We start from the raw sequence: 21250 nt of genomic DNA on the forward strand, positions 1-21250 counted from the left end.
ACAAACTAGGACATCATGAGCATGCCATAACCTGCTCTGACCTGGACTTTGAGAGGCAGGTCACAGGGGGGACCCACCTCGCAGATGCGACCACAACTAGTAAAAGCGGTCATTGCGGACGCCCCTCGAGCCTGTTTCTCTGGATGACGTCGCACGGCGCCGACAAGCCCACGGGCCTCGGCGCCGACGCATGTCCCGGACGTACACGGGAGTGCCGCGACGGACATGCCCCCGAGGAAAAGGTTCTGTTTTGTCTCTCGCTCACATCCGCCGCGCCCTGTCCCCGAAGAAGGCCCTCGCGACCGCCGCCATCGTCGGCACCGCCGCCGGCCTCGCGCTGACCGCGACCCCCGCCCAGGCCGCCACCACGGTCTCCGCGAACGAGGCCCAGGCCATCGCGAAGAAGATGATCCCGAACGCCACGCAGTACAACGCGTTCGCGAAGATCGTCGAGCACGAGAGCGGCTGGGACGTGGACGCCACCAACCCCTCCTCCGGCGCCTACGGCCTGGTCCAGGCCCTGCCCGGCTCCAAGATGGCCGCGGCCGGCTCCGACTGGAAGACCAACGCCGCCACCCAGATCGAGTGGGGTCTGGACTACATGAACTCCCGCTACGGCTCCCCCGTCGGCGCCTGGAACTTCTGGCAGGCCAACGGCTGGTACTGAGCCGACGATGCCGGCCGCGTCAGCAGCACCAGCACCCCCGGCACCACCAGCACCACCACGAGCGGCAGCAGCACCCAGTTCTGCACGACCTCCCCACCGCTCACGTGACGGCGGCGGCCCCCGATCCCCGGGGCCGCCGCTTCTCGCGTTCCCGCCGCGGCTCAGGACGTGGTGACCCGCAACTCCTTCACCCCGTTGATCCACGCCGACCGCAGCCGCCGCGGCTCCCGCGCCAGCCGCAGCCCCGGCATCGCGTCGGCGATCGCGTTGAAGATCAGTTCGATCTCCAGCACGGCCAGCGACCTGCCCAGGCAGAAGTGCGGACCTCCCCCGCCGAAGCCGAGGTGGGGATTGGGGTCGCGGGTGACGTCAAAGACCTCGGGGCGGTCGAAGACCTCCGGGTCGTGATTGGCCGAGGCGTAGAAGATCCCCACCCGGTCGCCCTTGCGGATCCGCTTCCCGCCCAGCTCCGTGTCCTGCGTCGCCGTCCGCTGGAACGCCACCACGGGCGTCGCCCAGCGCACGATCTCCTCCGCCGCCGTCCCCGGCCGCTCCGCCTTGAACAGCTCCCACTGCACGGGGTGCGTGAGGAAGGCGTGCATCCCGTGCGTGATGGCGTTGCGCGTGGTCTCGTTGCCCGCCACCGCCAGCATCAGCACGAAGAACCCGAACTCGTCCGAGGCGAGATTGCCCTCGTCCTCCGCCGCCACCAGCGTCGTCACGATGTCGTGCGCCGGACACCGCTTGCGCTCCGCGGCCATGTTCATGGCGTACGCGATGATCTCCGCGGCCGACTGTGCGCCGACCTCCTCCGTGACGGCGTACTCGGGGTCGTCGTAGGCGATCATCCGGTTCGACCAGTCGAAGATCTTCGCGCGGTCGTCCTGCGGCACCCCGATCAGTTCGGCGATGGCCTGGAGCGGCAGCTCGCAGGCGACCTCCGTCACGAAGTCGAAGTCACCCTCGCGCCCGGCCGCCGACTCGACGATCGCGCGGGCCCGCTCCCGCAGCCGCCCCTCCAGCGCCCGGATCGACCGTGGCGTGAAGCCGCGCTGCACGATCTGGCGCACCCGGGTGTGCTCGGGCGGGTCCATGTTCAGCAGGATCAGCCGCTGGGCGTCGATCCGGTCGCGCTCGATGCGCTCGTTGAAGCGGATGATCGCGGTGTTGAGGGTCGACGAGAACAGCTCCGGGTGCGTGGAGACGTAACGGACGTCGGCGTGCCGGGTCACCGCCCAGTAGCCCTCGTCCTGGAAGCCGGCCACGTTCCCCGTCTGCGGTATCCAGCGGACCGGTTCGGCCAGCCGCAGTTCGGCGAACTCCGGCAGGGGCACGCGGTGGTGGAGCACGTCGGGGTCGGTGAAGTCGAACCCCTCCGGAAGCGCGGGACAGGACATGGGCCGCTCCCAATTATCTGACGATGCATCAGAAAGAGGTCGCGGAGAAGGTAGTTCGACCGGCTACAACCTGCAAGACCCTTGCGGTGACCCGCATCACATCCGCAGACTGCTCACAGAACTAGAACACGTACTAATTCCGGTTCCGAAGGAGACCCACGCCCGCGCGCCCGTCCCCTGCCGCCTCAGAGCCCCCTCACCCCCCGCCCGAGAGGACCCGCACCCATGGCCGCCGAACCCGTGATCGTGGAAGCCGTCCGCACCCCCATCGGCAAGCGCGGTGGCGCGCTCGCCAACCTCCACCCCGCCTACCTTCTCGGCGAGACCTACCGCGAGCTCCTCGGCCGCACCGGCATCCCCGCCGACTGCGTCGAGCAGATCGTCGGCGGCACGGTGACGCATGCCGGCGAGCAGACCATGAACCCGGCGCGCACGGCCTGGCTGACCATGGGCCTGCCCTACGAGACGGCCGCGACGACCGTCGACGCGCAGTGCGGCTCCTCCCAGCAGGCCTCCCACATGACGGCCAACATGATCGCGGCGGGCGTCATCGACGTCGGCGTCTCCTGCGGCGTGGAGTCCATGTCCCGCGTCCCGCTCGGCTCGGCCTCCAAGCACGGCCCCGGCAAGCCGTTCCCCGACGAGTGGAACGTCGACCTCCCGAACCAGTTCCAGGCCGCCGAACGCATCGCCCACCGCCGATGCCTCTCCCGGGAGGACGTCGACCGCCTCGGCCTGCTCTCCCAGCAGCGCGCGGCCACCGCCTGGGCGGAGGAACGTTTCAAGCGGGAGACCTTCGCCGTCCAGGTCCCCACCACCGAGGAGGAACAGCTCGCGGGACAGGGCATGTGGCGCCTGGTCGACCGCGACGAGGGCCTGCGCGACACGTCCATGGAGGCCCTGGCCGGGCTGAAGCCGGTGATGCCGACCGCCGTGCACACGGCCGGCAACTCCTCCCAGATCTCCGACGGCGCCGCGGCCATCATGTGGGCGTCCAAGCGGATGGCCCGTGCCCTCAAGCTGCGGCCCAGGGCCCGGATCGTCGCCCAGGCCCTGGTCGGCGCCGACCCGCACTTCCACCTCGACGGCCCCGTCGACGCGACCAAGGCCGTCCTCGGCAAGGCGGGCATGTCCCTGCGCGACATCGACGTCGTCGAGATCAACGAGGCGTTCGCGTCCGTCGTACTGAGCTGGGCGCAGGTCTTCGACCAGGACCTGGAGAAGGTCAACGTCAACGGCGGTGGGATCGCCCTCGGTCACCCCGTGGGCGCGACGGGCGCCCGCCTGATCACGACCGCCCTGCACGAACTGGAGCGCACGGACAGGGAGTTCGCGCTGATCACCATGTGCGCGGGCGGCGCACTGGCGACCGGCACGATCATTCAGCGGCTGTAGCCGCCGCCCACTCCGTGAACGCCGTGAACACCGCGGGCCTGAGCGTGAGGGTCGGGCCCGCGGTGTTCTTGGAGTCGCGGACGGCGACGGCGCTGGGGCATTCGGCGACTTCGAGGCAGTCGCCGCCTTGGTCGCCGCTGTACGAGGACTTGCGCCAGGCCAGGGCCCCGATCGGCGCGCACTCGACGCACTCGCCGCCCTGATCGCTGCTGTAGCTGGACTTACGCCACCGAATCGCCTGGTTCTGCATAGCGTTCCTCCATCACTCGCCGGATCAACTCCGCCGAATCCTTGAGGGACAGTGCGGCGGCCCGGAGATGATCGTAACGGAGCGAACAGTCCTTGACGGTGTCCGGATTTGCGGTCGGATGACCGGCGCCGTAGCCCTCGGTGTAGACGATGGCGGGGTCACGGTCGAAGTGGAAGACGGTGAACGAGCCGGTCAGTCCCGCGTGTGCCCCGGCCGAAAACGGCAGCACCTGGACGTTGATCCGCGGGTCGCCCTCCAGCGCCAGCAGGCGGGCGAGTTGATCACGCATCATCGACGGCTCGCCCATCCCCTGGAGCAGCGCGGCCTCGCTGAGCACCGTCCAGAAGACGGGCGACTCGTCCTTCTCGAAGATGCGCTGCCGCGCGAGCCGGACCGCCGTGCGGTCGTCGAGGTCGGTCTCGTCCATCGCGCCGAGGACGGAACGGGCGTAGCCCTCGGTCTGAAGCAGGCCATGCACCATATGGGTCTGGAAGGTGCAGATCTCGACGGCCCGCGCCTCCAGCTCCGCAACCTGCCGAAACCAGACGGGTAGTTGAGACCGCAACACCAGATCTACAAGCCGCGACAGCAGACCCCCCGTCCCCAGCGCCGCATCCACCCGCTCGCTGAACTCCGGCGTGGGCACCTTTCGGGCGGTCTCGATCTGGCCGATCAGCGACCCCGTGTAGCTGACGATCTCCCCGAGCTGGCGCTGCGTCAGCCCGGCGGACTCACGGTGTCGCCGCAGCTCGAAGCCGTAGTAGTCGAGCGGCGAGGCGCCCGGGTCGAGGACGTTGACGTGCGTCACGCGCAGCTCCCCTCAGGCCAACGGCGCCCACAGCGGGCCCCGTTGTATCCGTTCGGTAGCCCACCGTAGTCACCGCAGGCCAGCCTCGTACCGTGAACGAATACATTCCCCCCACGCTCCTGGCCCCCTACAGCCCCCACTACCGCATGAGCCTCATGGTGGGTGAGCACTCCGCGGGCCCGATCCGCCGTATCGCCCGCTCGCTGCTGGCGGAGTGGGGCATGGCGGCGCTGACGGACGCGACCGAACTGGCCCTGACGGAGCTGGTCGCGAACGTCGTACGGCACGTCCCGGACCGCCGCTGCACGCTGCTGATCCTGCGGCAGACGGCGGGTGTCCGGGTGGAGGTGACGGACGGCAGCCCGCAACCGCCCCTGCCGGTGACGCAGTTCCCGCCGGACGCGGAGTCGGGGCGGGGGCTGCGTCTCGTCGGGGCGGTGACGGAGAAGTGGGGTGTGCGTCCGGCGCCGGGTGGGGGCAAGACCGTGTGGTTCGAGGTCGACACCGACCGTCCCCACGCCGACGGAGATCATTTCGGGGCGTGACCAGGCTCCGTCCTACAGCTTCACCGAAACGTTCCCCACGGTGGCTGTTATGGTCAGCTCGCCGCCGATGGCGTGCAGATACGCGGCCATGGTCGACGTGTCCAGGCGGGCAAGGCCCCGCTCGATCTGGCTGATCCGCCCCTGGGTGACGCCCATGGCCCGGGCCACCTGTACCTGAGTGAAACCCTGCGCCTTACGGAGAGCGGCCAGTTCATGCCCACGCTCGGCATCCACCAGCTCCGCCTTGATGGCGTCGATGCGCTCGCGCTTCTCGGGGGTGATGTCGGCCGTGAGGTCGGCCATGGTGCCGAGCTTCATCTGCCCTGCCCTTCCTTCTTCTCCTGCTCCAGCGCCTCAAGATAAGCCGCGTACTTGCCGTCCGCCTCCTTGATCGCCTTGGAATACCAAGCTGCCCACTGCCGACCAGTCGCTTTGTTGCCCGCCACAAGGAAGATGGCCCGCCGCTCCGGGTCGAAGACGAACAGCATCCGGATGCTCACCGTCCCGCCGCTGCGTGGACGTAATTCCCGCATGTTCCGGTAGCGACTCTTCTCGATCGCCCCGACGGTCGGCCGACGGAGCGCAGGACCCACTTCCTGCAGCCGTTCCAGAGCGGCTATCACGTGGAGATGACTGTCCGGGTCTTCCTTCGCGAGCACCTTGATCCAGTCCAACACGTCTTCAAAGAACCGCAGCTCATAGGGTTCAGCCACGCAAAAAATTAGCACAACCTAATATTGTGGTCAACCTGCCTCCCTGCACCCGACAGTTGAAGCACGTCTGGTGGGAGGGGGCGGGCCGGGCGAGGGGTCAGCTCGCGGCTGTGCCCTTGACCAGGTGCCGCTCCTCGGTCGCGACGACCGCGACCGCCTTCGCCCGCGGGCCCTGGAAGACGTACGCCAGCCCGAAGCCGGCGAGGACGACGGCCGCGCCGCCGACCGCGTCCAGGATCCAGTGGTTGCCGGTCGCGACGATCGCGGAGGCCGTGAACAGCGGGTGGAGCAGGCCGAGTGCCCTCATCCAGGCCCTGGGCGCGACGATCGCGATGACCAGGCCGCACCACAGGGACCAGCCGAAGTGCAGGGAGGGCATCGCCGCGTACTGGTTGGTGAGGGCGGTCAGGGTGCCGTAGTCCGGCTGGGAGAAGTCCTGGACGCCGTGCACGGTGTCGATGACGCCGAGCCCGGGCATCAGGCGGGGCGGGGCGAGCGGGTAGAGCCAGAAGCCGACCAGGGCGAGCAGGGTGGTCAGGCCGAGGGTGGAGCGGGCCCAGCGGTAGTCGACCGGGCGGCGCCAGTACAGGACGGCGAGGACGGTCAGCGGGACCGCGAAGTGGAACGACGTGTAGTAGAAGTCGAAGAACTCCCGCAGCCAGCCGACCCCGGCCACCGCGTGGTTCACCGCGTGCTCGATGTCGAGGCGCAGGAACCGCTCCAGGGACAGGATCTGCTCGCCGTGCTCCTCGGCCCGCGCCCGCCCCCCTTCGTTGGTGCCGCCGGTCGCCGCGAGCCGCACCTGCTGGTAGGCGGCGTAGGTGACCCGGATGAGCAGCAGTTCCAGCAGGAGGTTGGGGCGGCTGAGCACCCGGCGCAGGAAGGGCAGCAGCGGGACGTGCCGGAAGCGGGCCGGGACCTGGGGGGCGTACCGGGTCGGGACGGGCTCCTGGTAGTACGGCGAGGTCCGGGACAGGAAGGGGAGGAAGGCCGCGGCGGCCAGGGCGGCCAGCAGGACCATGTTGTCCCGCAGCGGGTACAGGGAGGCCATGTTCGGCAGCATCATCTTCGCCGGGAGCGTCATCACCAGGACGACGGCCACCGGCCAGACGAAGCGGTCCGAGGCCCGCTTGCCGACCCGGCCCACCACGGCGAGCAGCACCCACAGCAACTGGTGCTGCCAGGCCGTCGGCGCGACCACGACCGCCGTGCAGCCGGTGATCGCCACGGCGAGCAGGAGCTGGCCGTCGCGGGCGTAGCGCACGGCCCGGCGCAGGCCGAGGACGGCGACGGCGGCGCCCAGCGTCAGGAACAGCGCGATCTCCAGCGGCCCGGAGAGGCCTAGCCGCAGCAGGGCGCCGTGCAGGGACTGGTTGGCGAGCGCGTCGGCCTTGCCGCCGAGACCCACGCCCGCCAGGTGGTGCACCCAGTAGGTGTGGGAGTCGTCGGGCATGGCCGCCCAGGCGAGCACGGTGGCGGCGCCGAAGGTGGCCCCGGCCGTGGCGGCGGCCCGGCGCCGCTCGGTGAACCACAGCAGCGGCGCGAACAGCAGCAGGATCGGCTGGAGCGCCGCCGCGAGGCCGATCAGGACACCGCCCGCGCGCTCGCCTCTTATGGCGAAGCAGCCGAGCAGGACGAGCAGGACCGGGATGATGCTGGTCTGGCCGAGCCAGAGGGTGTTGCGCACCGGCAGCGACAGCATGAGCAGGCAGATCGCCACGGGCGCGGCGAACAGCGAGGTGCGCCGGCCGGCGGGCTGGGGCAGCGCGCGGACGGCGACCAGGCCGAGCGCGACCACCAGCAGCAGGGTGCCGAAGGTCCAGCCCCAGCCGAGCGCCTCCTCCGCCGCGCGGGTGAGCGGCTTGAGGACCAGGCCGCCGAAGGGCGTGCCGGTGAAGCGGGTGGAGTCGTAGAGCGAGCCCTCGACGTGCAGGACGCCCTCGGGGCCGACCCAGGTCTCCAGGTCGGTCAGCCGTTCACCGCGGGGCGAGCCGACGACCACGGCCATCTGTCTGACGGCGAGGACGAGGGCGATCGTCCACAGACCGAGCCGGGCCGCGCGCAGGCGGGTCCCGGCCGGGCCGACGGCCGTCGCTCCGAAGGCTTCCGCCGGTCGCCCGCTGTGCTCCGCATTCGCCACGCCTCGTCGGCCTCCCGCCCCGTCCGTCCACGTGCGTGCGTGGGTGAGGTGTCCTCCGCGAACCCCGGGGGTTTCGCGCCGCCCCCGGGAGAGACGCAGGCTACCCCCGCTTCACCTGACGTCCGTCTCGTTTTGTCCGAATGACGATAGTCGTGCGGGGATTCGGCCGCCTGCGCGGAGTCCGTCCCGATCGCCGAGAAGTGCCCCCGAGCGGGAATCGGATCTTGGGCGGGGCCGTCGCACAGGGGGTAGACGGCGGCTGTACGGAGGGCTGGGGGATGGCCGGTTTCCGCTTCGACTTTCCGTTCGAATGGGTACGCGCGGGCGCGGGGGTGACGGCACGCGCCCCGCGACCGTGCACAGCCGGCCCTCGTGGACGACCTGCCGGAAGGTGCCGTCCGTCGCCGTGGGCCAGTTCGCGGTCGCCGGAGATCCGTGCGGGTTCGGGGAACTCGTCCCCCCGTGACTGCTGACGGTCGGCGGGGTGCTGGTGCCGCTCGCCGCGGGCGCCGTGTTCGCGCTGCGGCCGGGTCGGCGCCGGGCGTCCGCGCACACCCGGCGCGGCGGAAACGCCAACGGCGTGAAATCGGCGGTGCGGGCCGCGTCCTCCGGCTAGATTCGCAGACACGAGTAGTTAGCGACTCTAACGAAGATATGAAGGCAACGAAGACATGAAAGGCACAGGTGCATGAGCCAGTCAGAGCAGTGGGAAGCCGTGGACGCCTACTTCGCCGCTCAGCTCGCGCCCGACGACGAGGGGCTGCGGGCGGCCCTGCGCGACAGTGAGGCCGCCGGCCTCCCCGAGATCGCCGTATCCGCCCCCCAGGGCAAGCTGCTCCACCTCCTCGCCCGCATCCAGGGCGCCCGCACGGTCCTGGAGATCGGCACCCTCGGCGGCTACAGCACCATCTGGCTGGCCCGCGCGCTGCCCGAGGACGGCCGTCTGGTCACCCTGGAGTACGAGCCCCAGCGCGCGGAGGTCGCCGCCCGCAACCTCGCCCGTGCGGGCCTGGACAAGGTCGCCGAGGTCCGGACCGGACCGGCCCTGGAGACGCTGCCCCGGCTCGCCGACGAGAACCCGCCGCCCTTCGACCTGGTGTTCATCGACGCCGACAAGGCCAACAACGCGCACTACGTGGAGTGGGCGCTGAAGCTCACCCGCGCGGGCAGCGTGATCGTCCTGGACAACGTGGTGCGCGGCGGGCGGGTCCTCGACGCCGACAGCGGCGCCCCCGACGTCCAGGGCACGCGGGCCGCCCTCGACCTCATCGCCTCGCATCCGCGGCTGGACGGCACGGCGGTCCAGACCGTGGGCGTGAAGGGCTGGGACGGCTTCGCCCTGGCCCGCGTGCTCGCCTGACGTGCTCGCCCGACCGGGCTTCGCCGCGGGGCTCAGACCTCGTGGTAGAAGCCGACGTTGACGCTGCGCGGCGCGGTGCGGTCCTGGACGACGATCTCGCCGTTGCCGCCGCGCGGCAGCCGGACGCTGCCGCCGTAGGGGATGGTCTGGGCGTACTCGCCGACCGCGAGCCGGACCTCCGAGGACGGCTCCGCCTGCGAGCCGCGCAGCCACGTCACCTGCCAGACCCCGTCGGGGCCGCAGAGGAACTCCAGGTGCGCCCTGGAGATGAACAACCAGTCCTCCGGCGTCACCAGCCGGCACAGGGACTTGTCGCGGCCCACCCGCAGCACGGCACCGGGCTCGGTGGGTGCGTCGGCCATGAGCATGCCGGCCGTGGCACCCGCTTCCTGCCCGGAGACGGTGGCCATGGTCAGTTCGAGCACGTGCGCTCCCCAGTGGAAGGTCCTTGGACGACGGCCCGGTTGGGAGCCGCCGCCGCATACTAAAACGCCCGGCGGTATCACGTCCGGCACAATGGGTTCATGACCGAGCGAAAGCCACCGGGCGTGAGCTTCGAGTCCTGGACCGACAAGCAGATACGTGACGCCGAGGCGCGGGGCGAGTTCGCCGGACTGCCGGGCGCGGGCAAGCCGCTGCCGAGCGAGCTCGAGCAGCCCTACGACGAGCTGTGGTGGGTCCGGCGCAAGATGGCCCGCGAGGGCCTCGCGGTCCTGCCGCCGACCCTGGCCCTGCGCAAGGAGGCCGAGGACGCCCTCGCCGCCGCTCTACGAGCCCCCACCGAGCAGAGCGCCCGCCGCATCATCGAGGCCATCAACCCCAAGATCCGCGAAATGATGTTCCGCCCACCCCCAGGCCCACCCCTGGGCCTCAAGCCCTACGACGTCGACGAAATAGCCCACCACTGGCGCACCACCCACAACCCCCCGGCCCCCTAGCCCCTCTTCGAGGGGCGCGAGGAACCACGCACCTTCTTTTGGGGGCGCAGGGAACTGCGCATCGTGCATCTTTGAGGGCCACGGGGAGCAGCGCACCTTTTTAGGGGCGCGGGGAACTGCGCGACCCGCACCCGCACCCGCAAAAGGGGGCGAGGAACCACGCATCCCTGAGGGGCCGCGAGGAACCGCGCATCTCCAGGGGCGCGGGGAACTGCGCGACCAGCCCCCACGCCCCCGCGCCCGAAGAACGAAACGTCACCGCGCCGGCGGCGTAGGCGCGACAATCGGCGAGTCGTCCCCCGACTTGGCCCTGGCCCCCCGCTCGGCATCAGACGCAGGAGGCGGAGCCTCATCCCGCCCCCCGATGTCCTCGGCGGTAGGCGCCCCGGGACTGACATGCCGACGCCGCCCGACATCCCCGTGCGACTCGGCACCGTGCGACTCGGCACCGTCGTGCAACAGCAGCAACGCCAGCTCCCGGTAGTCGCGCAGGGCAAGCCGAAGCAACTCGGTGTCATCGGCCTGTCCCCGAGGGGCGTCACTGGCCTCCCAGGCCATCCGCAACCCACGCCGCCGCCGTGCGACCGCGTCGGTGAACCGCGTGGCGATCTCCTCCACGGCCCGGTCGGCCTCTTCCACGGCATGCCTGGGCTCGTCCACGAACTCGGCGACGGCATGCCGCAACCGCCGCTCGAGCCGGTCGCACTCGTCGCGCGCGAGCAACGGAGCGACGGTGCCGCCGGTACGTCCTGTCACCTCGGTCATTTGACTCGACTCCCCTTCGTCCCCGATCCCACGGCACCCGCGCCCACCAGGTCCTGGAACAGCTCGCGCGCCTCGATCATGGCCGTACGCATCTCCTCGGTGGCCGCGCCGTTCCCGGACACGCCGTCACCGGCCGTTCCGTGCCCGGCCGTCGCGGGCTGCTCGGGCGCGTACCCCGGCGCGTGCTCGGACGCGTGCGCGAGCCGGTGCACATGGCGATAGCCCTGCACATGCCGGGCGTGGTGCACGGACAGCGCGGCGAGCTGTTCGTCGTAGTGCCCGCTGTCCGGGAAGCCCCGCGCCTCGGCCGCCTCGCCGAGCAGATGGTCCGCCTCGGACAGGGCCTCGCGGGGAGCGTCGACGAACCGCTCCTGCGCGGCCGCCCAGCGGGCCTGGAAGCGTTCCTGCAGGTCGGGGTCCAGCGGCTCGATGCGCAGATCCCCGTGGCGTGCGACGCGCCGCGCGAGGTCCCGCTCGGCGGCCTTGGTGTCCCCGTCGTGGCGGGTGACGGCCCGGTCGTACTCCGGTCCGAAGCGCTTGCGCAGATCGCCGCGACCGTGCGAGCGGCCGTAGCGCAGTGCCATCAGGGCGGCTACGGCGACGACCAGGACGGCGCCGATCACGACCAGAGCGATGATCAGTCCAGTGGACATGGATGCCTTCCGCATACTCGGTCCGGACGAGCCCCTGGCGGGGCCGCCTCGGGAGCCGGGTTGCCTGCGCGGGCCGCCTGAAACGACCGCCGGAAAACGGTTTGCCCCGCCCGCCCCGGGCCTGTCGGGAATGACACCCGACCCCAACCGGTCAGGCGTGAACCGCGCTTTCAGGCGAAACGCTGCACCGACCCGCCGTCGTACGGCTGCTCCCGCTCCGAGCCGCACAGCTCGTCGTTCAGCTCCTTGACCAACTGGACGAGATCCGTGGGACGGTCCGGGCCCCACCAGTCGCCCAGCAGCTCCGCGAGCGACTCCTCGCGGGCCCGCCACAGCCGCTCGGCGGCCAGTTCGCCCCGCGGGGTGAGACTGAGGTCGAGGCCCGCCCGGGTGGCGAGGCGGCGTTCCTCCACCTGCCGCGCGGCCTCCATGATCACCGCCAGCGGCACGGGGCTGCGCTCGGCCAGCACGGCCGGCTCCACCGAGCCGTACCGCTTGATCCGCAGCAGCAGCCAGCTCGCCGCGGGCAACAGGTCGTACCCGGCCCGCTCGGTGATCGTCCGGTAGACCTCCCGCCGCCCCTCGCGGGTGCCCAGCACCGACAGCGCCCGGCACACCTCGTCGTACGAGGTCCGCTCGACGGGGTTGCTGGCCAGCGTCTCGGTGACGTCCGGCGCCGTGACCGAGGCCCGCAGCCGGTCCTCCCGCAGGAACCACGCCAGCGCGAAGCCGGTGACGGCGACCGGGGCGGCGTACAGGAACACATCGGTGATCGCGGACGCGTACGCGTGCAGCACGTCCGGCCGCAGCGACGACGGCAGCGACCGGATGCCGCGCGGGTCGGCGGCCAGCGAGTCGGCGGAGACCCCGGCGGGCAGCCGCACCCCGCGGAAGGCGTCGGTGAGCTGGTCGGCGAGCCGGTTGGAGAAGACCGAGCCGAAGACGGCGACGCCGAAGGACGCGCCGATGGAGCGGAAGAAGGTCGCGCCGGAGGTGGCGACGCCGAGGTCCTCGTAGCCGACGGCGTTCTGCACGATCAGGACCAGCACCTGCATCACGAGGCCGAGTCCCAGGCCGAACACGAAGAAGAAGGCGCTCATCTCGGTGGTCGAGCTGTGCTCGTCCAGTTGCGCGAGCAGCAGCAGGCCGAGCGCGGTGACGCCGGTGCCGGCCACGGGGAAGACCTTCCAGCGGCCGGTGCGGCTGACGATCTGGCCGGAGACGGTGGACGCCAGCAGCAGCCCGATCACCATCGGCAGCATGTGCACACCGGACATGGTCGGGCTGATGCCGTGCACGACCTGGAGGAAGGTCGGCAGGAAGGTCATCGCGCCGAACATCGCGAAGCCCACGATGAAGCTGATGACGGCGGCCAGGGTGAAGGTGCGGATGCGGAACAGTTTCAGCGGCAGCACGGGTTCCGCCGCCCGCCGTTCCACCGCAACGAACAGCACGGTCAGTACGGCGCCCAGTACCGCAAGACCGATGATCTGCGGCGATCCCCAGTCCCAGGTGGTGCCGCCGAGGGAGGCGACGAGGACCAGGCAGGTGGCGACGGAGGCGATGAGGAAGGTGCCGAGGTAGTCGATGACGTGCCTGGTCCGCTTGGGCGGCAGCCGCAGCACGGTGGCGATGACGACGAGCGCGACGGCGCCGACGGGGAGGTTGACGTAGAACACCCAGCGCCAGCTCAGATGCTGGGTGAACAGGCCGCCGAGCAGCGGTCCGAGGACGCTGGTGGCGCCGAACACGGCACCGAACAGGCCCTGGTAGCGGCCGCGTTCGCGGGGTGGGACCAGGTCGCCGACGATCGCCATGGACAGCACCATCAGCCCGCCGCCGCCCAGGCCCTGCACGGCGCGGAAGGCGATCAGCTCCGCCATGTTCTGGGAGAGCCCGCACAGCGCCGAGCCGATCAGGAAGATCACGATGGCGGCCTGGAACAGCCGCTTGCGCCCGTACTGGTCGCCGAGCTTGCCCCAGAGCGGGGTCGCGGCGGTGGCGGCCAGCATGTAGGCGGTGACCACCCAGGACAGGTGCTCCAGGCCGCCCAGGTCGCTGACGATGGTCGGCAGCGCGGTGGAGACGATGGTCTGGTCGAGCGCGGCGAGCAGCATCCCGAGGAGCAGGGCGCCGATGGAGACGAGGACGTTGCCGGGGACGTTCTCCTGACCGGCGGTCCCCTTGTCCGGGGGGAGCACCGGGGTGGTGGCCCCTTGCGCGTCGTCGGCCATGCGGACCTCCCGAGGCTCGCGGTACCACTCCATCGTGGTGGGTGTGTCCCGTTATGGCCTGTCGAGTGCCCCTCGCGGGCCGGGGGGAGCCTTGTATTCCGGGGGGTTGGGGCGGGTGCGGTGGGTGGTGTCTGCATAATCACGTGTGCTCGCAAGGGGAGGGGACGGACACGTGGCAGACCAGCAGGGACAACCATGCCCGGAGTGCGGAGCGTCCCGCGCCCCGGACAACACCCCGTCCTGCGGCTGCGGCCGCCGCGCCTCCGACGCCCTCGTCCAGTCCCGCACGGCGGAAGCCGCCGCGGCGGAGGACTTCAACCCGCTGCGCATCCGCCCGTACGTCGACCTCGACGCCGCGGGCGCGAACGCGAAGCCCGCGGCCACGGGCCAGGGCTCGGACCCGGCACAGCGGGGTCCCGCGGAGCATGGCGCCCAGGGGCCGGCCGGGGCTCCCTCGGCAGGGGTTCCTTCTGCCGGGACTCCCGCGGCGGCGCCGACCGCTCCGCGCGCCTCGCAGGCCGACGCCGAGGAGACCATGCAGCTGTCCGCCGTGCCGCAGGCGGGCCGGAGCGCGCCGGGCGACCCGGCCGGAGCGACAGGCGCCGCGGGGGCGCAGGGGGTGCCCGAGGCCCCCACCACGGCCCTGCCGACCCCGCTGGGGCTCTCCGTGGAGCCGCCGCGCGACCACGACCTGCGGCTGTTCGAGGCCTCGGACGCCGGGCAGCCGGGCCCGCCGTCGCGCCGGGCGGGCGGCGGTGCCGGTCGCGGCCGTGCCCGGCGTACCGCGCTGATCGCCTCCGCCGGGGCCGTCGTGGCCGTGGTGGCGGCGGCCGGGCTGGCGAGCGGGCTGTTCCAGTACGACACGCCCTCGCGGGACACCGCGACGGCGGAGGACGTGCGGGAGGCGGCACCGGAGACGCCGAGCAGTGACGCGGCCTCGCCGTCGGCGACCCCGGGCGACAGCGCGGAGGGGTCCCCCTCGGTCTCGGCCTCGCCGTCCGAGTCGGCCTCCCCGTCGGCCAGTGAGAGCGCCTCGCCGTCGCCCTCGGAGTCCAGCGAGTCGCCCTCGGCGTCGGCCTCGCCCACTCCGTCGGTGTCCGAGGCGAGCCCGCTGGTCTCCGAGGACCCGGAGACCACGGCTCCGGCCGACGGCCCGGTGCTGCGCCGGGGCGACCAGGGGCCGGAGGTCGCAGAGCTCCAGGCCCGGCTGCGCCAGCTGTACCTCTACAACGGCGACGTCAACGGCAACTTCAACCACCCGCTGGAGAACGCCCTGCGCAACTACCAGTGGGCCCGCGGCCTGTTCGAGGTGTCCGACATGGGCGTCTACGACCAGCCGACCCGGGCGATGCTGGAGTCGGAGACCTCGGAGCCGTAACGGCCCCGCTCCCCGGCGGCGTCACCGCGGGGCCGCTTCACCATGGGGGCCGTGTCACGCCTGGTCGACGTGCAGCCGGATCGTGCCGTCGGCCGCCGTCTCCATCCGGATCCGCGTGAGGTCGCGCACGTGCACGTCCGGGGCGTGGGCTCCGGCACGCGGACCGACGCCGACGACACGCATCCCGGCGGCGCGCCCGGCCGCGATGCCCGCGCCGGAGTCCTCGAAGACGACGCAGTCGGCGGGGTCGATACCGAGTTCGGCGGCGCCCTTGAGGAAGCCCTCGGGGTCGGGCTTGCTGGCCCCGACGGACTCGGCGGTGATCCGCACCTCGGGGAGCGGGAGCCCGGCGGCCGCCATCCGCGCGGTGGACAGGCCGACGTCCGCCGAGGTCACCAGGGCGTGCGGCAGGCCGCCGAGGAACGCGAGGAAGGCGTGCGCGCCGGGTACGGGGACCACGCCGTCCATGTCGGCGGTCTCCTCGGCGAGCATGCGCGCGTTGTCGGCGTGGTTGGCCTCCATGGACCGGTGCGGCAGCAGGAGGGCCATGGAGGCGTGGCCCTGGCGGCCGTGGACGACCCTCATCACCTCGTCGCCGTCGAGCGAGTGCCGCTCGGCCCAGCGCCGCCAGATGCGCTCCACGACGGCGTCCGAGTTGACGAGGGTGCCGTCCATGTCGAGCAGGAGGGCGCGGGCGGTGAGCACGGTGGTGGCCGTCATCGGGATAGCTCCAAGCATGGTCAGGGGGCGTCGGACGGTCCCCCTGGGTGCGATACAAGGCGGCCCCGCCCGCCGGTCAGGGAAAACGGGCGGGGGCCACTTTGTTTCTCTACGGTACAAAACAATTCCGGCATCCGGCGAGCATGTGGAGAAATCTTCACGCGCCGTTCAGCTCGCGCCCCCGGTGTCACCTCGCCACGCGCGCGTGCCGGAGCACGACAGGCAGGACGCGCCCGAGCGCGCGAGCCCGGCCGCACGGGGCCTGGCCGACGAAGACACGCCCGAGCACGCACGGCAGGCGCCACGGGGCGATCGGGGCCACCCCGGACAGGCGCCCCGACCGGTCACAGCCCGACGCCGCCACGGCCTCCCTGGACAGGCACCCCGGCCGGTCACCGCACCAGACCGTCACGGCCACCCCGGACAGGCACCCCGGCCGGTCACCGCACCAGACCGTCACGGCCACCCCGGACAGGCACCCCGGCCGGTCACCGCACTAGGCCGTCACGGCCTCCCACAGGCTCCACAGACCGAGCGCCAGCATCAGCATCGCGGCGATCTTGGTGATCAGCTTCAGCGGCACCCGCTTCATCAGCGCCTTGCCGCCGACGATGCCGAGCCCCGCGACCGCCCACAGCGCGAGCACCGCGCCGAGGCCGACCGAGAGCGGGTCGTCGTAGCGGGCGGCGAGGTTGGCCGTCATGATCTGCGTGAGATCGCCGAACTCGGCGACCAGGATGAGCATGAACCCGGCCCCGGCGACCTTGCCGAAGGACTGGTTCTCGGGCCTGCGGACCTCGCCCTCGTCCTCGTCCTTCTTCAGCAGCAGCACGGCCGCGCCGCCCAGGAAGAGCACGCCGGTGAGGGCCGACAGGATCTGCGCGGGCAGCAGGGTGAGCACACTCCCCGCCGCGACGGCGAGCACGACATGCACCGCGAAGGCGGCGGCGACACCGACGAAGACGTACGAGGCGCGGTAGCGGGTGCCGAGGACGAGACCCGCGAGGGCGGTCTTGTCGGGGAGTTCGGCGAGGAAGACGACGCCGAAGACGACCGCCATGACAGTGAGACTGATCAACGTTCCACAATCGGTCGGGACCGCCCCCACCGAGTTCGTGCGCTGACCCTTCGGACGCGACCTCGGCAAGGACAGCACACGTCACCCGTGCCGGAGGGCACGGGTGTGCACTGCTTGCCGAAGGTCTCGCTGGCCGGTCCGCCGTCCTTGACGGAGGTCCGGTTCCGGGCGCCGGCCCAGCTGAGCTGAGCAGTATGTCGACGGTCCGGCGAAGAGCTACTCCCCTTCTGCGGTGCCCATGGTACGCGAGAGAAAGTTCGAACGTAAATCTTGTCGTGTCATGCGCGCGTCACTAACTTCTCACCGAGCGCACACCTGTACGCAACGCACCAGAGCGAGCATTCCCACGCCCGCTCGCCAACACCCCCACATCGCCAGGGAGTTCACATGGCCAAGTTCTACGCGCGTCGACGCCTGAGCATAGTCGCGGCGCTCACCGGTCTCCTCGCCTCCGCGTCCCTCCTCAACGGCCCGAGCGCCTCCGCCGCGCTCCCCACGCCGGTCAGCGGCGCCACCGCCCGCAGCTACCTCGCCTCGCTCACCGTGGCGACCGAGAACCGCACCGGCTACAACCGCGACCTCTTCCCCCACTGGATCACCGTCTCCGGCGCGTGCAACACCCGTGAGACGGTCCTCAAGCGCGACGGCTCGAACGTCGTCACCGACTCCGCCTGTGCCTCCGTCAGCGGCAGCTGGTACTCGCCCTACGACGGCGCCACCTGGACCGCCGCCTCCGACCTCGACATCGACCACCTCGTCCCGCTGGCCGAGGCCTGGGACTCCGGCGCCGGTTCCTGGACGACCTCCAGGCGCCAGTCGTTCGCCAACGACCTGACCCGCCCCCAGCTCATCGCGGTCACCGACAACGTCAACCAGGCCAAGGGCGACCAGGACCCGGCCACCTGGATGCCGTCCCGCACCGCCTATCGCTGCACCTATGTGCGCGCCTGGGTCCAGGTGAAGTACTACTACGGCCTCTCGGTCGACTCCGCCGAGAAGGCAGCGCTCCAGAACTACCTGGCCCCCTGCTGACCGGCGCTCCCCCGCCCGGCCGCTGATCCGCCATTCCGCGCGGAACCTCGCCGCAGGCCCCCGTCGTTCCGTACCGTACGGGGGCGACGGAAAAAGGGGCGACGACGTGGCGGAACTCCGGCTGGGACCACTGCTGAGATACACGGGCGGCTCGTCCGCGACCGTATGGGTCGAGACGAGCCGCCCCTGCGCCGCCGAGGTGCGCTGCGCCGACGGCTCCGGCGGCGGCACCCGCACCTTCCAGATCGCGGGGCACCACTACGCCCTGGTCGAGGTGGGCGGACTCACGCCCGGCACCTCGACGCCGTACGAGGTGTTCCTCGACGGCACGCGCGTGTGGCCGGAGCCCGGGTCGGCCTTCCCGGCCTCCGAGATCCGCACCTGCGAGGTGGGCCCCGGTGCGGCCGGAACCGTCCGTGTCGCCTTCGGCTCCTGCCGTTGGGCCGCGCCCCCGGCGGGCGGCAAGGACCCGGTGGGCCCGGACGCCCTCGACACCCTCGCCGCCCGCCTCGCGGCCGACCCCTCCGCGCCGCGGCCCGACGTCCTGCTCCTGCTGGGCGACCAGGTGTACGCCGACGAGACCTCTCCGGCCACCCGCGAATGGCTGGCCGCGCGCCGCGACGTCACGGACCCGCCGGGCACCCAGGTCGCGGACTACGAGGAGTACACCCGGCTCTACTACGAGTCCTGGCTCGACCCCGAGGTGCGCTGGCTGCTGTCCACCGTGCCGAGCTGCATGATCTTCGACGACCACGACATCGTCGACGACTGGAACACCTCCGCCGCCTGGGTCACCGACATGCGGGCCAAGCCCTGGTGGCGCGAGCGGGTGCTCAGCGGCCTGATGTCGTACTGGGTCCACCAGCACCTCGGCAACCTCACCCCCGTCGAACTGGCCGCCGACCCGGTCTACGCCGCCGTGCGCGAAGTCCCCGACGGCACCGACGAGTTGCGCGCCTTCGCCTGCCGGGCCGACACCGAGCCCGCCTCCGTGCGCTGGAGCTACCGGCGCGACTTCGGGCGGGTGCGGGTGCTGATGGTGGACAGCCGGGCCGCGCGGGTGCTGGAGGAGGGTGCGCGCTCGATGCTCGACCCGGGCGAGGCGGAATGGCTGCGTACCGAGGCGCTGGACTCCCCGGGCGACTACGACCATCTGCTGATCGGCACCTCCCTGCCCTGGCTGCTGCCGCACCTGGTGCACGACGCGGAGGGCTGGAGCGCGGCGCTGTGCACGGGCGGGAAGGGGGAGCGCTGGGCGCGGTTCGGGGAACGGCTGCGGCGGGCGGCCGACCTGGAGCACTGGGCGGCGTTCCCGCAGTCCTTCGAGGCGCTCGCGGACCTGATCGCCGAGGCCGGGTCTGGACCGCGGGCGCCCGCCACCGTGCTGGTGCTCTCCGGTGACGTCCACCACGCCTATGTCGCCGAGCCGTCCTGGCCCGAGGGCTCCGGCCCCACCGCGCGGGCGCTCCAGCTGACCTGCTCCCCCGTCCACAACGCGATCCCCGGCTCGATAAGGCTGGGCTTCCGCTTCGGCTGGAGCCGGTTCGGGCGGGCCCTGGGGCGCCGGTTCGCGGGGCACGGAGGGGTGCCGCGGCCCTCCGTCGACTGGCGGCGGACGGGCGGGCCGTGGTTCGGCAACCACCTGATGACCCTGACCCTGCGGGGGCGGGGCGCGGACCTGCGCCTGGAACGCGCCCGGCCCGACGGCGGAGGCGGCCGGGGCGGCGGGGGCGTGGACGCGTCGCAGGGCGGGCACGGGGCGCGGCTGGTGACGGTGGAGGACGTCCTGCTGACGGAGGAGTAGGGGCGTCCGGCTGACGGAGGGCGTCCGGCTGATGGAGGGCGTCTGACTGACGGAGGAGCAGGGCGTCCAGCCGGCGGAGGGCGTCTGACTGACGGAGGAGCAGGGGGCGTGGCGTGCCGGGAGCCCGCGACCCGCCGCGTGACAAGGGCCCTAACCCCCTGTGTACCTGATGTCACACGCCCGGCGTACGCTGTGTGGCTGTCAACGGCCCCCTTCGCCGCATTTCCGCGCACCACCGCGGCAGGGCCGGGCCACGGGGGGGAATGACGGGGAGTTTCTTGTGTTCGAGAGTCTGGGGCTGCTGGCCAGTGCCCCATGGATCTACGCCCTGGTGGGCGTCTCGGTGCTGCTCGACGTGTTCCTGCCCGTGCTGCCGAGCGGCGTCCTGGTGATCATGGGGGCCACGGCGGCCGCCGCCGGGTCGGGTGCCGCCGCGGCCGGGCGCGTCCCCGACGACGTCCCGGACATCCTGGCCCTGACCCTGTGCGCGGCCACCGCGTCGGTGCTGGGCGACCTCGTGGCGTACAAGCTGGCCCGGCGCGACGGCAGTCTGCCCGCCCGTGCCATCGCCCGCTCCCGCAGGCTGGCCCTAGCGCAGGAACGTCTCGGCGCGGCCCTCGCCCGGGGCGGCGGCGCCCTGGTCGTACTCGCCCGGTTCGCCCCGGCGGGCCGCTCGGTCGTCTCCCTCGGCGCCGGTGCCGCGCACAGCCGCGTCCGCGACTTCCTGCCCTGGTCCGCGCTGGCGGGCCTGTCCTGGGCCGCGTACAGCGTCGCCCTCGGGTACTTCGGCGCGCACTGGCTGGGCGCGGGCTGGCTGGCCACGGGGGTGTCGGTGCTGGCGCTGTTCGCGGCGGGGTCGGGGGCGGCGTACCTGATGCGGCGGCCGCGGGCGGCGACCGAGGCGGCGTAGGGCCTGCCGGGGCGGAAGGGCCAGGAGGGTCAGAAGGACCCGAAGGGCCGGGAGGAACTGCAGGGCCGAGACCGGGGTTCGACTGCGGGAGCCGTGCCCGGGCGGGAGACTTGGGGCATGTGCCGCAGCATCAAGACCCTCCGCCCGCCCGCGCTCCCCGAGGAGGCGACCGAGGACGACATCCGGGCCGCCGCCCTCCAGTTCGTCCGCAAGGTGTCCGGCTTCCGTGCCCCGGCCGCGCACAACCGCGAGGTCTTCGAGCACGCCGTCGACGCCGTCGCCGAGGCCACCGCCGAACTGCTCTCCGGCCTCGAGGTCAGAGGCCGGACCGCCCACAGGGCGAGCTGAGACCGGTACGGCACCCGTCACCGCGCGACGCCCTCGCACCCGCCCGCGGACCGGGGGAACGGCCCCCGGTGACCGCCCCCGCGGGGGGCCGGAGGCTTCCACGGGCATGCCCGCT

At 72.0% G+C, this 21250-nt stretch carries 23 protein-coding genes; 11 read left to right on the forward strand and 12 right to left on the reverse strand.

Annotated elements, in window-relative coordinates:
* The first annotated feature begins 250 nt into the window (after positions 1 to 250).
* Positions 251 to 667: a transglycosylase SLT domain-containing protein gene (locus ACFYR0_RS19085; protein ID WP_389328954.1), complete on the forward strand. Its 417-nt coding sequence runs from the start codon at positions 251 to 253 to the stop codon at positions 665 to 667.
* Positions 668 to 828: 161 nt separating this feature from the next.
* Here ACFYR0_RS19085 and ACFYR0_RS19090 read toward each other — a convergent pair whose 3' ends face one another.
* Entirely contained in the window at positions 829 to 2064 is a 1236-nt protein-coding gene (locus ACFYR0_RS19090) for a cytochrome P450 (RefSeq protein WP_389328957.1), read from the reverse strand.
* Positions 2065 to 2289: 225 nt separating this feature from the next.
* Between ACFYR0_RS19090 and ACFYR0_RS19095 the strand changes: the two genes are divergently transcribed.
* Positions 2290 to 3459, forward strand: coding sequence for a steroid 3-ketoacyl-CoA thiolase (locus ACFYR0_RS19095; RefSeq protein WP_389328960.1), 1170 nt, complete (start codon positions 2290 to 2292; stop codon positions 3457 to 3459).
* On the opposite strand, the gene ACFYR0_RS19100 is transcribed toward ACFYR0_RS19095, so the two are convergent.
* A complete protein-coding gene (locus tag ACFYR0_RS19100; protein ID WP_389328963.1) occupies positions 3443 to 3709 on the reverse strand; it encodes a DUF397 domain-containing protein in 267 nt (88 codons plus the stop codon). The genes ACFYR0_RS19095 and ACFYR0_RS19100 overlap by 17 nt on opposite strands.
* Entirely contained in the window at positions 3681 to 4517 is an 837-nt protein-coding gene (locus ACFYR0_RS19105) for a helix-turn-helix domain-containing protein (RefSeq protein WP_389328966.1), read from the reverse strand. The genes ACFYR0_RS19100 and ACFYR0_RS19105 overlap by 29 nt, the downstream gene beginning before the upstream one ends.
* Positions 4518 to 4609: 92 nt before the next feature.
* On the opposite strand from ACFYR0_RS19105, the gene ACFYR0_RS19110 reads away from it, so the two are divergent.
* Positions 4610 to 5062, forward strand: a complete 453-nt coding sequence (locus ACFYR0_RS19110; protein ID WP_389328969.1) for an ATP-binding protein — start codon at positions 4610 to 4612, stop codon at positions 5060 to 5062.
* Between the two features lie 12 nt (positions 5063 to 5074).
* Here ACFYR0_RS19110 and ACFYR0_RS19115 read toward each other — a convergent pair whose 3' ends face one another.
* The 3 genes from ACFYR0_RS19115 to ACFYR0_RS19125 all read right to left on the reverse strand — a co-directional run bounded on the left by ACFYR0_RS19115 (position 5075) and on the right by ACFYR0_RS19125 (position 7915).
* Positions 5075 to 5380, reverse strand: a complete 306-nt coding sequence (locus tag ACFYR0_RS19115; RefSeq protein ID WP_386380420.1) for a helix-turn-helix domain-containing protein — start codon at positions 5378 to 5380, stop codon at positions 5075 to 5077.
* On the reverse strand, positions 5377 to 5775 hold the full coding sequence (locus ACFYR0_RS19120) for a type II toxin-antitoxin system RelE/ParE family toxin (RefSeq protein WP_389328972.1): 399 nt from the start codon (positions 5773 to 5775) through the stop codon (positions 5377 to 5379). Before ACFYR0_RS19120 ends, ACFYR0_RS19115 begins: the two co-directional genes overlap by 4 nt.
* Before the next feature lie 97 nt (positions 5776 to 5872).
* Positions 5873 to 7915, reverse strand: a complete 2043-nt coding sequence (locus ACFYR0_RS19125) for a bifunctional glycosyltransferase 87/phosphatase PAP2 family protein (RefSeq protein WP_389328975.1) — start codon at positions 7913 to 7915, stop codon at positions 5873 to 5875.
* Positions 7916 to 8399: 484 nt separating this feature from the next.
* On the opposite strand from ACFYR0_RS19125, the gene ACFYR0_RS19130 reads away from it, so the two are divergent.
* A complete protein-coding gene (locus ACFYR0_RS19130; protein ID WP_389328978.1) occupies positions 8400 to 8531 on the forward strand; it encodes a hypothetical protein in 132 nt (43 codons plus the stop codon).
* Between the two features lie 72 nt (positions 8532 to 8603).
* A complete protein-coding gene (locus ACFYR0_RS19135) occupies positions 8604 to 9275 on the forward strand; it encodes an O-methyltransferase (RefSeq protein ID WP_389328981.1) in 672 nt (223 codons plus the stop codon).
* A 32-nt stretch (positions 9276 to 9307) separates the two neighbouring features.
* Here ACFYR0_RS19135 and ACFYR0_RS19140 read toward each other — a convergent pair whose 3' ends face one another.
* On the reverse strand, positions 9308 to 9700 hold the full coding sequence (locus tag ACFYR0_RS19140; protein ID WP_389328985.1) for a hypothetical protein: 393 nt from the start codon (positions 9698 to 9700) through the stop codon (positions 9308 to 9310).
* A gap of 99 nt (positions 9701 to 9799) precedes the next feature.
* On the opposite strand from ACFYR0_RS19140, the gene ACFYR0_RS19145 reads away from it, so the two are divergent.
* A complete protein-coding gene (locus tag ACFYR0_RS19145; protein ID WP_389328988.1) occupies positions 9800 to 10213 on the forward strand; it encodes a DUF1992 domain-containing protein in 414 nt (137 codons plus the stop codon).
* 255 nt (positions 10214 to 10468) lie between these two features.
* On the opposite strand, the gene ACFYR0_RS19150 is transcribed toward ACFYR0_RS19145, so the two are convergent.
* The 3 genes from ACFYR0_RS19150 to ACFYR0_RS19160 form a co-directional block, all read right to left on the reverse strand.
* Complete coding sequence (locus ACFYR0_RS19150) at positions 10469 to 10978, reverse strand: hypothetical protein (RefSeq protein WP_389328991.1); 510 nt, start codon at positions 10976 to 10978, stop codon at positions 10469 to 10471.
* Positions 10975 to 11631: a hypothetical protein gene (locus ACFYR0_RS19155; RefSeq protein ID WP_389328994.1), complete on the reverse strand. Its 657-nt coding sequence runs from the start codon at positions 11629 to 11631 to the stop codon at positions 10975 to 10977. The genes ACFYR0_RS19150 and ACFYR0_RS19155 overlap by 4 nt, the downstream gene beginning before the upstream one ends.
* 170 nt (positions 11632 to 11801) lie before the next feature.
* Positions 11802 to 13865 carry a DHA2 family efflux MFS transporter permease subunit gene (locus ACFYR0_RS19160; RefSeq protein ID WP_389328997.1) on the reverse strand — a complete coding sequence of 688 codons (2064 nt, stop codon included), beginning with the start codon at positions 13863 to 13865 and terminating at the stop codon, positions 11802 to 11804.
* 172 nt (positions 13866 to 14037) lie between these two features.
* Between ACFYR0_RS19160 and ACFYR0_RS19165 the strand changes: the two genes are divergently transcribed.
* On the forward strand, positions 14038 to 15243 hold the full coding sequence (locus ACFYR0_RS19165) for a peptidoglycan-binding domain-containing protein (RefSeq protein WP_389329000.1): 1206 nt from the start codon (positions 14038 to 14040) through the stop codon (positions 15241 to 15243).
* 54 nt (positions 15244 to 15297) lie between these two features.
* On the opposite strand, the gene ACFYR0_RS19170 is transcribed toward ACFYR0_RS19165, so the two are convergent.
* On the reverse strand, positions 15298 to 15963 hold the full coding sequence (locus tag ACFYR0_RS19170) for an HAD-IA family hydrolase (protein WP_389329003.1): 666 nt from the start codon (positions 15961 to 15963) through the stop codon (positions 15298 to 15300).
* Between the two features lie 496 nt (positions 15964 to 16459).
* Positions 16460 to 17041, reverse strand: a complete 582-nt coding sequence (locus ACFYR0_RS19175) for a TMEM165/GDT1 family protein (protein ID WP_386380407.1) — start codon at positions 17039 to 17041, stop codon at positions 16460 to 16462.
* A 387-nt stretch (positions 17042 to 17428) separates the two neighbouring features.
* Here ACFYR0_RS19175 and ACFYR0_RS19180 point away from each other — a divergent pair, with 387 nt between their 5' ends.
* The 4 genes from ACFYR0_RS19180 to ACFYR0_RS19195 all read left to right on the forward strand — a co-directional run bounded on the left by ACFYR0_RS19180 (position 17429) and on the right by ACFYR0_RS19195 (position 21135).
* Positions 17429 to 18073 carry an HNH endonuclease family protein gene (locus tag ACFYR0_RS19180; protein WP_389329006.1) on the forward strand — a complete coding sequence of 215 codons (645 nt, stop codon included), beginning with the start codon at positions 17429 to 17431 and terminating at the stop codon, positions 18071 to 18073.
* Between the two features lie 106 nt (positions 18074 to 18179).
* Complete coding sequence (locus ACFYR0_RS19185) at positions 18180 to 19877, forward strand: alkaline phosphatase D family protein (RefSeq protein WP_389329009.1); 1698 nt, start codon at positions 18180 to 18182, stop codon at positions 19875 to 19877.
* 280 nt (positions 19878 to 20157) lie between these two features.
* Positions 20158 to 20787, forward strand: a complete 630-nt coding sequence (locus ACFYR0_RS19190) for a DedA family protein (RefSeq protein ID WP_389329012.1) — start codon at positions 20158 to 20160, stop codon at positions 20785 to 20787.
* A gap of 117 nt (positions 20788 to 20904) precedes the next feature.
* Positions 20905 to 21135, forward strand: coding sequence for a DUF2277 domain-containing protein (locus ACFYR0_RS19195; protein ID WP_389329015.1), 231 nt, complete (start codon positions 20905 to 20907; stop codon positions 21133 to 21135).
* Positions 21136 to 21250 lie beyond the last annotated feature (115 nt).

It is taken from the genome of Streptomyces sp. NPDC005017, assembly GCF_042873115.1.
Taxonomy (GTDB): Bacteria; Actinomycetota; Actinomycetes; order Streptomycetales; family Streptomycetaceae; genus Streptomyces.